General features: G+C 70.1%; 6 protein-coding genes. All 6 read left to right on the forward strand.

The genetic code is table 11. The features are described 5' to 3' along the window. The first annotated feature begins 491 nt into the window (after positions 1–491). The 6 genes from VGC13_RS05250 to VGC13_RS05275 all read left to right on the forward strand — a co-directional run bounded on the left by VGC13_RS05250 (position 492) and on the right by VGC13_RS05275 (position 8,819). The gene (locus tag VGC13_RS05250) at positions 492–3,029 is read left to right on the forward strand and encodes a TonB-dependent receptor (RefSeq protein ID WP_331124165.1); all 2,538 of its coding nucleotides are present in this window, start codon (positions 492–494) and stop codon (positions 3,027–3,029) included. Positions 3,030–4,147: 1,118 nt separating this feature from the next. Further along, positions 4,148–5,125 (forward strand): PHB depolymerase family esterase, encoded by a 978-nt coding sequence (locus VGC13_RS05255; RefSeq protein ID WP_331124166.1) that lies wholly within the window; start codon positions 4,148–4,150, stop codon positions 5,123–5,125. After that, positions 5,126–6,646 (forward strand): class I adenylate-forming enzyme family protein, encoded by a 1,521-nt coding sequence (locus VGC13_RS05260; protein ID WP_331124167.1) that lies wholly within the window; start codon positions 5,126–5,128, stop codon positions 6,644–6,646. Positions 6,647–6,703: 57 nt separating this feature from the next. Continuing rightward, the gene (locus VGC13_RS05265; RefSeq protein ID WP_331124168.1) at positions 6,704–7,141 is read left to right on the forward strand and encodes a hypothetical protein; all 438 of its coding nucleotides are present in this window, start codon (positions 6,704–6,706) and stop codon (positions 7,139–7,141) included. Next, complete coding sequence (locus VGC13_RS05270) at positions 7,138–8,223, forward strand: hypothetical protein (protein WP_331124169.1); 1,086 nt, start codon at positions 7,138–7,140, stop codon at positions 8,221–8,223. Before VGC13_RS05265 ends, VGC13_RS05270 begins: the two co-directional genes overlap by 4 nt. Continuing rightward, positions 8,220–8,819 carry a hypothetical protein gene (locus VGC13_RS05275; protein ID WP_331124170.1) on the forward strand — a complete coding sequence of 200 codons (600 nt, stop codon included), beginning with the start codon at positions 8,220–8,222 and terminating at the stop codon, positions 8,817–8,819. The genes VGC13_RS05270 and VGC13_RS05275 overlap by 4 nt, the downstream gene beginning before the upstream one ends. The last annotated feature ends 475 nt before the right edge of the window (positions 8,820–9,294 follow it).

The following is a 9,294-nucleotide window of genomic DNA, read 5'->3' on the forward strand; positions in this document are numbered from 1 at the left end:
GCACGGGCCTGCGGGGCGCTTCGGCAGGGCTGGGCGCGAGGGGCGGGCGCCCCCTCCGGGCTCGCATGACTCGCCCACCTCCCCCAAAACTGCTGGGGGAGGTTGGGGTCGGGGGCTGGCGGTGGGGCGCTTCGGCAGGGCCGGCGCGGGAGGGTGAGCCGCCCCCTCCCGGCCTCCCCCGCAAACAGCGGGGGAGGGTGGCGCGAGACGAAGGTTGGGGTGCGAGGTCGAAGTTCAACCTCCCCCGGCAGTTTCGGGGGAGGTGCGAGCCTAAGCGAGCGGAGGGGGCGCCCGCGGGTCGCGACACAGCAGGCCTCCCGGACGGACGCTCGACCCGGCACCGGGCATCAGGCACAATTGGACACTGGGCGCCAGGCACTTTCAGTTTCTCAGAGGACGCGGTCGCCTCTCACAAAGACCGCAGCGCAGAGCTCCAACCGTGCGTCCCGCCCCCGGGGCGCACCCCTGTCCCCCAACGTGGAGATCCTTCCATGAGCACCACCATCCCGCGCCCCCGCTGGCGCACCCTGCTGCTGGCGCTGTGCGTGGCCCTGTGCCCCGCGCTGGCCCACGCACAGTCCGGCTCCGTCCGCGGCACCGTGGCCGGACGCGACGGCGAGGCGCTGGCGGGGGCGCGCGTAAGCGTGTCCGGCACCCGCCTCAGCACCACCACCGACCCGATGGGCGTCTTTACCCTGCGCGCGGTGCCCGCGGGGCCGCACCAGCTGCGGGTGTCGCACATCGGCTTTCGCGAGACCGTCAGCCAAGTGACGGTGCGCGCCGGCGAAGAAAGCCTGGTCGCCATCCAGCTGGAGGACAAGCCGTTCGAGCTGGACGCCATGGTCGTCAGCGCGTCGCGCCAGAGCGAGCGCGTGACCGAGGCGCCGGCCACCATCACCCGCATTGGCACGGCGGAGCTGGACGCCACCATCGGGAACACCTTCGCCGGGGCGCTCAAGGAGGTGAAGGGGCTGGACTTCGTGCAGGTGGGGATGACGAGCGTGGGGATCAACGCCCGCGGCTTCAACTCGTCGTTCAACAACCGCATGCTGATGGTGGAGGACGGGCGGGTGATGGTGCTTCCCGAGAACGGCCTGCCCGTGGGCCAGTTCACCGCCACCCCCAAGGTGGACCTGGCCGGCATCGAGGTGCTGGTCGGGCCCGGCGCCGCGCTGTACGGCGCGGACGCCAGCAGCGGCGTCATCAGCCTGACCACCAAGGACCCGCGCGAGTTTCCGGGCCTGACGGTGGAGGTGACGGGCGGCAACCGCAGCTACCGCGACCTGCAGGCCCGCTACGCCGGCTTCAGCGGCAACTGGGGGTACAAGGTGAGTGGCGAGTACCAGGAGGCGGACGACTGGAGCAACCGCCTGACCCTGGTGGGCTCGTTTGCCCGCGCATACCGCGAAACCGACGTGCCGTCGGCCACCGCCATGCCCGAGGTGGGGCGTGAGGGGCGCGCGGGGCTGGACTGGAACGCCAGCGTGATGCGCGGCACCGGCGCCATCGTGCGCTACTTCGGCGACGGCAAGCTGGAGCTGAGCGGCGGCGCCAGCGTGACGGACGGCGTGGGCCAGACCAACGTGGGCCGCAACCAGCTGCGGAACTGGGGCTACAACTTCCAGCAGCTGCGCTTCAGCAACAGCCACTGGTTCGCCAACCTGTACCGCGCGCAGAGCCAGTCGGGCGACAGCTGGGCCACCAACCGCTACACGCAGGCGTACTATCCCAACCTGGCCCGCCCCGCCGAGAGCCGCCTGAGCGACGACGAGCTGGTGGCGGCCAGCGACTGGCCCAGCGACGGGCGCATGTACGCGGGCGAGCTGCAGTACAACTCGCGCCTGCCCTTCTTCCTGAACAGCGCGCTGGTGCTGGGCGGCAGCTACCGCCAGGACCGGGTGAGCAGCGACCAGCAGTGGCTCTCGGACCGGCTGACGGGCGACGAGATCTCCATCGCCACGTACGGCGCCTTTGGCCAGCTCACGGCGCCGGTGATGCCCTGGATGGACGTGGTGCTGGCGGGCCGCTACGACGCGCACGAGAACTACGACGCGCAGTTCAGCCCCAAGGCGGGCGTGGTGCTGCGCCCGGCGCAGGGCCACAACTTCCGCGTGACGTACAACCGCGCGTTCAAGTCGCCCACCATCCTGCAGACCAACTTCCACATCCCCGACTGGAACGCGGCCACGGTCATCTACGGCAACACCCGCGGCTTTACCGTCAAGAAGCCCGACGGCACCCTGGTGCGCCAGTACGACCCGCTCGAGCCGGAAGAGAACACCACCTGGGAGGTGGGCTACAAGGGCGTCATCGGCGATCGCGTGTTCGTGGACGTGGCCCACTACCGTAGCGAGTACCAGAACTTCATGAGCCCGCTGGCGGTGATCGGCGACCCCACCAACCTGGGGCTGGCCGGCCAGGGCGCCAACAACCCGGTGTGGGCGTACGACGCCGACGGCAACCGGCTGAACAACGGGGCGGGCGGCCCCGCGCTGGCGCTGACCTACTACAACCTGGGGCAGGCCAACCTGGTGGGCACCGACGCGGGGCTCAACGTGCTGGTCACGCCGCGGATCAACGTGCGCGGCACGCTGTCGCTCATCGAGATCAGCGACGTGGACGTCGAGGTGGGCCGCGAGGAGAGCACCGCGCTCAACTCGCCCGAGCTCAAGTGGACGCTGGGCGCCGGCTTCCAGGACTTTGGCCGGCTGACGGGCGGGCTTACGCTGCGCCACGTGGACGAGTACTACTTCCGCTCGGGCGCCAACCGCGGCTTCGTCCCCGGGTTCAGCACGGTGGACGCCAACCTGGGGTACCGGCTGGACCGCTTCAACACCATGGTCAGCCTGGGCGTGAGCAACCTGTTCACCTGCGGCGGCCGCTTTACCTACGCCGACACCGACGCCCTGTTCGCCGAGCCCACCGACGAGGAGCGTTCCTGCGGCTTTGGCGAAAAGCACACGGAGATGATCAACATGCCCGAGATCGGCACGATGATCTTCCTGGGGCTGAAGTACCAGACGCGGTAAGGCGGGTTCTGGCGCGCGGCGCCGGCGTGGAGGGTTCACGCCGGCGCCGTGTGGGGATAGGGGACAGGTTACAGCAGGAAGGGAATAGGGAATAGGTAATAGGTAATAGGTAATAGGGAATAGCGGGATTGATTGTGATCGTTGATGATACGGATGGGAGTGTCGGCGGCGGGTTTCGTCCGGGCGGGTGAACCCGCGGCCAGGAGGGCAGGAAGCCCCGCAAACCGCGCGGGGCTGCGCCTGCTGAGTAGATCGCGAAACACTCGTCCGCGAAGGCGGACATCGCGTTTTCCCAGCCGCGAATTCATTCGCCCGGCGGCCGGCGCGGGGCTTCAACCGCGGACACCGCACGGTCTGTCATTCCGAGGGAGCGCCGCATCCAACTGTCCGAATGCACAACCTCCGGCGCGCGACCGAGGAATCTACTGTCGGAATTCTCGTGGTCGGCCGGAGACGCGCGGAACCGGCGGCCGCAATTCGCGCAGGCGGACCTTGCGTTTCCAACTGCGAATTCATTCGCCCGGCGGCCGGCGCGAGGCTTCAACAGCAGACACACCGCACAATCTGTCATTCCGAGGGAGCGCCGCATCCAACCGTCCGAATGCACAACCTCTGGCGCGCGACCGAGGAATCTACTGTCGGAATTCTCGTGGTCGGCCGGAGACGCGCGGAACCGGCGGCCGCAATTCGCGAAGGCGGACATCCCGGTTTCCCAGCCGGGAATTCATTCGCCCGGCGGCCGGCGCGGGCTTCAACCGCGGACACCGCACGGTCTGTCATTCCGAGGGAGCGCCGCACCCAATCGTCCGAATGCACAATCTCCGGCGCGCTTCTCGTGGTCGACCGGCGGCGCACGGAACCGGCGGCTACAATCCGCGAAGGCGGATTTCGCGATGTTCCAGCGGTGAATTCATTCGCTCCTGGAGGCGGACTGCGCGATATTCCGATCGTCCATCATCAGTCGTCGGTGAATCGTTAGTCGTTGATTCTTATTCGAGAGGCGCCGCCCGAGCCCGCCACGTGGCTGAGTCTCGCGGCCCAGCACAAGGCCTCCATTCCGCGAAGGCGGAATTCGTGTGGTCGTTGCAGCGAATTCATTCGCCCTTGAAACCCAGCCGATGAACCACATCACCCGTACGCTGCTGCACCTGACGATGGCATTCACCCTCGCCGCCGGCGGCTGCGCACCCGCGGGGAGCGCGGAACCCGCGCCCGCGCCGTCCGCATCCGCCGCATCCTCCTTCGAGTGGGCCACGTACACCGGCCCGGAGGGAACGCGGCGCTACCGGCTGTTCATCCCCGCCGGCTACGAAACGTGGTTCCCGCCGCCGCTGGTGGTGATGCTGCACGGGTGCACGCAGGATCCCGACGACTTCGCCCGCGGCACGCGCTTCAACGCGCTGGCGGAGTCGGCGGGGGCCATCGTCGTCTACCCCGAGCAGACGGCGCAGCTGCATCCGCAGAAGTGCTGGACCTGGTACGATGCCGCCAACCAGCGCGCGGGATCGGGCGAGGCCGCCATCATCGCCGGGATCACGCGCGAGGTGATGGCGCGCTACGCCGTGGATCCGGCGCGCGTCTTCATCGGCGGAGTGAGCGCGGGGGGGATCATGGCCGTCAACACCGCCGCCTCGCATCCCGACCTGTACGCGGCCGTGGGCGTGCACAGCGGCGCCGCGTACGGCACCGCCACCGACCTGCCGGCGGCGCTCGCCGCCATGCGCAGCGGTCCCGCGAACCCCGACGCCCTGGTGGAGCCCGCGCGCGCCATTCTCCGGGCCTCCGGACGCGACTGGCTGCCGATGATCGTCTTTCACGGCGGCGCGGACGCGGTCGTCAACGTGGAGAACGGGCGTCGCCTGGCGTCGCAGTGGGCGGTGGCGGGCGGCGCCAAGGACTTTCTGCGCAGCGAGGAGCAGATCGGCGGGTTGACCGTGGTGAAGGACCGGTTTGGCCCGGCGACGGAGCTGTGGATCGTGCAGGGGCTGGGGCACGCGTGGTCCGGCGGATCGCCCGAGGGCACGTACACCGACCCGCGCGGCCCGGACGCCAGCCGCGAGATGCTGCGCTTCTTCCTCTCGCACCCGCGCCCGTAGATGCACCCGCTCCACTTTCCCCGCCACGCGGACCCGCTGCGCTTCTGGCGCCGCATTGCCCCGGATCGGGTGGCGCTGGTGGACCGCGCGCGGGGCGGGCGGCAGACGTACGCACAGCTGGACGCGGCGGCGGACCGCTGGGCCGGCGTCCTGCGCGCCCGCGGCATCGGGCGGGGCGGGATCGTGGCGGCGCTGGCGGGGAACCGGCGCGAGCTGGTGGAGCTGTTCTTTGCCTGCGGACGCATCGGCGCGGCGCTGCTGCCGCTCAACTGGCGCCTGTCCGCCGCCGAGCTGGCGCCGATCGTGGCCGATGCGCGGCCCGACCTGCTGATCGGCGAATTCCGATTTCGCGCGCAGGCCGAGGCCGCCTCCGCCGACGCCATCTGGATCGACCTGGACGACGAGGCGCCGCGCCTGCTGGCCGCCGGCTACGAAACGGTGGACGACGTGGAGGTGGATGCGGACGATCCGCTGCTCATCCTCTACACCTCCGGCAGCACGGGGAGGCCCAAGGGCGCGGTGCTTCCCCATCGGCAGATCCACTGGAACGCCGTGGCCACGACCACCGCGTGGGAGCTGACGGCGGACGACGTGGCGCCGGTAAGCACGCCGCTGTTCCACACGGGCGGATGGAACGTGTTCGCCACGCCGCTGTGGATTCGCGGCGGCACGGTGGTGCTGATGGACGGGTTCGACGCGGACGGGTTCCTGGCCGCGTTCGAGGAGGAGGGGTGCACCGTCGCCCTGACCGTCCCCACGCAGCTGATGATGCTGATGGAAAGCCCGCGCTGGGGCCGGCCCCTGCCGCGCCTGCGCCGCTTCGTATCCGGCGGGGCGCCGTGCCCGGCCAGCCTGGCGGCGCGGGTGCGGGAGGCGGGCTACACCTTTCGCGAGGGCTACGGACTGACGGAGTGCGGCCCCAACTGCTTCGCCATCAGCGACGACGAGGCGGTGCGGCGGCCGGGGTCCGTTGGGTGGCCGGTGCCGTTCCTGGAGATGCGGCTGGAGGCGGAGGACGGTTCCGAGGCGGCGGCCGGCCAGCCGGGCGAGCTGCTGCTGCGCGGGCCGCAGGTGTTCGCCGGTTACCTGCGGAACCCTGAGCAGACCGCGGCGGCGTTCACCGCGGACGGCTGGCTGCGCACCGGCGACCTGGCGATGCGCGACGCGGACGGCGCGTACCGCATCTGCGGGCGGCGCAAGGAGATGTACATCTCGGGCGGAGAGAACGTGTTTCCCGCGGAGGTCGAGGCGGCGCTCTGCGACTGCCCCGGCGTGGCGGAGGCCGTGGTCGTCGGCGTGCCGGACGAGAAGTGGGGCGAGGTGGGCCGCGCCTTCGTCGTCGCCCGCGCGGACGCGCCGCTGACGGAGGCGGAGGTGGCGGCGCACGCGCGCACGCGGCTGGCGGGGTACAAGGTGCCGAAGACGGTCTTCATCCTCCCCGAGATCCCGCGCCTGGGAAGCGGCAAGCCCGACCGCCGCGCGCTGGCGGCGATGGAACCCGCGGCCCCGGTTGGAGCGTAAGAGGTGCGCGCCGGCGGCCATCCGTCCCCGGCACTCGCTTCCCACTCCCCGCGTGCCGTGTCCCATCCCCGAAGATCCGTCCGCCCGCTGGTCGTCGCGGTGGCGCTGGTATGGCCGGTGGCCGCGCTGCTGATGCTGACCGCAGCCGGCCCGGCCAACTTCGACGCATCCGCCAGCCAGTACGGGATGAACTGGCCGGGGGATCTGCCGCGCATTCTGCAGCGCTCCGCCATCGAGACGGCGCTGCTCGTGGCGATCCTGCGCCCGTGGTCGTTCGCGCGCTCCGGCGGGCGGCTGGTGCTGGCGCTGGCCGTTTTCGTTCCATGGACGCTGCTCAGCCTGGTCGTGGGCATGCACGCGGGGCCCATCGCGGGCAGGCACGATCTGTGGCTGCTTCTCGTTTGCCTGGGACTCACGGGCGGGCTCGTGGCCCTCGGCGCCACCCGGCGCCGGGCGGGCCACGTGGCACAGGATGAGGCAGGAGCACATCGATGACCATCCACCGCGTTCCGTGGTTCCTCGCCGCCTGCGCGATCGTCCTCGCCGCCGCGCCTGCTTCGGCCCAGCCGGCCGCCGCATCCATGGCGTGGCGCACGGACGTGCCGTGCACCGCGGGGCGCAATCCCGCGCTTACGGTCGCGGACACGCCGCGTGCCGCCAGCCTTCCCGGCTGCGTCCGCGCGCACTGCATCGCGATGCCCGATGGGCGCCGCGTCTGCGCGTGCACGGGCGACACGACGATCGTGGTGCGGGTAGAGGCAGGCGGCCGGACGGTGCACGAGTGGCCGGCGGACTACAGCCTGTCGGGATCGGCCGAGTCGCTGCGGGCGATGCACGGCGACCTGGACGCGGACGGAAAGCCGGAGCTGATCGTGTCCGAGTGGATGGACATGAGCAACGGCCTGGGGATCCGCTTCTACCGCCTGTCCATCTTCAACGGCGCCGATCCCGCCCGCCCGCCGCTGCGGGTGAGCGTGGACGACTTCGCGCCGGACGGCTCGTTCGTGCGCCCGGCGGGCGGGGGCACCTGCTGGCTGCTGTCCACGCGCTGGACGGAGCTTCGCGATCCGCGGCGCGGCGCGGGAATGTACTTCACCGGCCAGTGGATGCGGTACCGGGACGGGCGCCTGGAGCAGGACCTGCAGCGCCGCATCGTCGTCCGGCGGCTGCTGAACAGCTTTCGCCGCGGCGGCGTGCGCGGCGAGCCGCTGGCGCACCTTCGCGACCGGCGGGCGGAGGCGTGGTATGGGCCCGTCGCCGTGCTTCCCCCGCTGGCGGGCACCCGCACGGGCACGGTCATGCGCGTGAAGGGCGATTCGGTGGACGTCGCCATCACCCCGCACCAGATCGAGGTCTTTCCCTACGTGGGTGCCCTGGGCTACGGCGACGACGACGGCAACACGGTCAGCGCGCTGCTGGTGGACGGCCCCACCGGGCGTCCCTGGCCGCGCGGCTACAACCCGGCGCCGGACTGGCTGCAGCGTGCCCCCGTGACCATCCGCACCTACCGCGACGAAGGCCGGGTCGTGCACCTGCTGGTCGTGGGCCCCGAACCCTCCGCCACCGGATCCAGATGAACGCCATCGCCACGCAGCAGCAGGCCAAGGGCTCCACGCTCCGCTCCACGCTGGCCTACGTCCGCAGCCTAGTGGGCGAAGACGGGACCGAGCGGGTGCTGGCGCGCGTGCCGGCGGAGGAGCGCGCCCGCATCGTGGCCGCCTCGCAGACGGACGAGGTGCCGCTGGAGCTGCTGCTGTCGCTGTGGCACGCGGTGGAGGCGGAGATCGGCGGGGAGCACCCGGACTGGCCGGAGCGGTCGGGCGGGTTTTCCATCGGCAACGCGGGGGTCGAGCACTACCGCGGCATCCTGCTCAAGAAGTCGCCCGCGGAGTTCCTGCTGCAGCGCGTTTCGCTGTTTCGCCTGTTCTACCAGCCGGGGAACATGGAGGTGGTGGAGGAGGAGGCGGGGCGCGCCGTGCTGCGGCTGGTGGGCTTCGACCCCAGTGAGCGCACCTTCTGCCGCCGCCAGACGGGCGGCTTGCTGCGCTCCATAGAGCTTGCCGGCGGCGTTGCCCCCGCCGTGCGCCACGTGCGCTGCTCGCTGGAGGGCGACGCCTTCTGCGAGTGGGAACTGCGCTGGACGCTCCCTTCCGAGGCCCATCCGCCGACGTAATCCCGACACCCTGAAAGATTGGTTTCATACCAGATTCTCGGCCCGATTGTGCATTTCCCACAGGCCGTCTCATCCTCAGACCAGATCCTGAAAAAGAATAATCGTACAGAGGAACAGAGTCAGACAGAGAAAGCGAGCCAGGAGATCATCCTGGTTCCTCTGTCTGACTCTGTTCCTCTGTACGCATGAAGGTGTTGTTTTCCCGGATTCGGCGTCACCCCGAGGACACGGAGAAGACAAGATGACCCGTTTCTCCTCCGTGCTCTCCGTGCCTTCCGTGTGAGACGGCAGTAGAAGTTTGGGTGCACAATGGACTGCGGGATTCGGTATCACGCAGAGGAAGCACCATAAGAACGAATCCTGTCAAGAGGCACGAAACCGGACGAACGGGCCCTCCGCGAGAAAGCGCAGTTTCTCGCGTTGCGTGAGCAGAAAAATCCCCTCTTCAACACTCCTGTTCTCGATTTGAAGCGCC

The sequence above is a fragment of the Longimicrobium sp. genome, assembly GCF_036399255.1.
GTDB lineage: Bacteria > Gemmatimonadota > Gemmatimonadetes > Longimicrobiales > Longimicrobiaceae > Longimicrobium.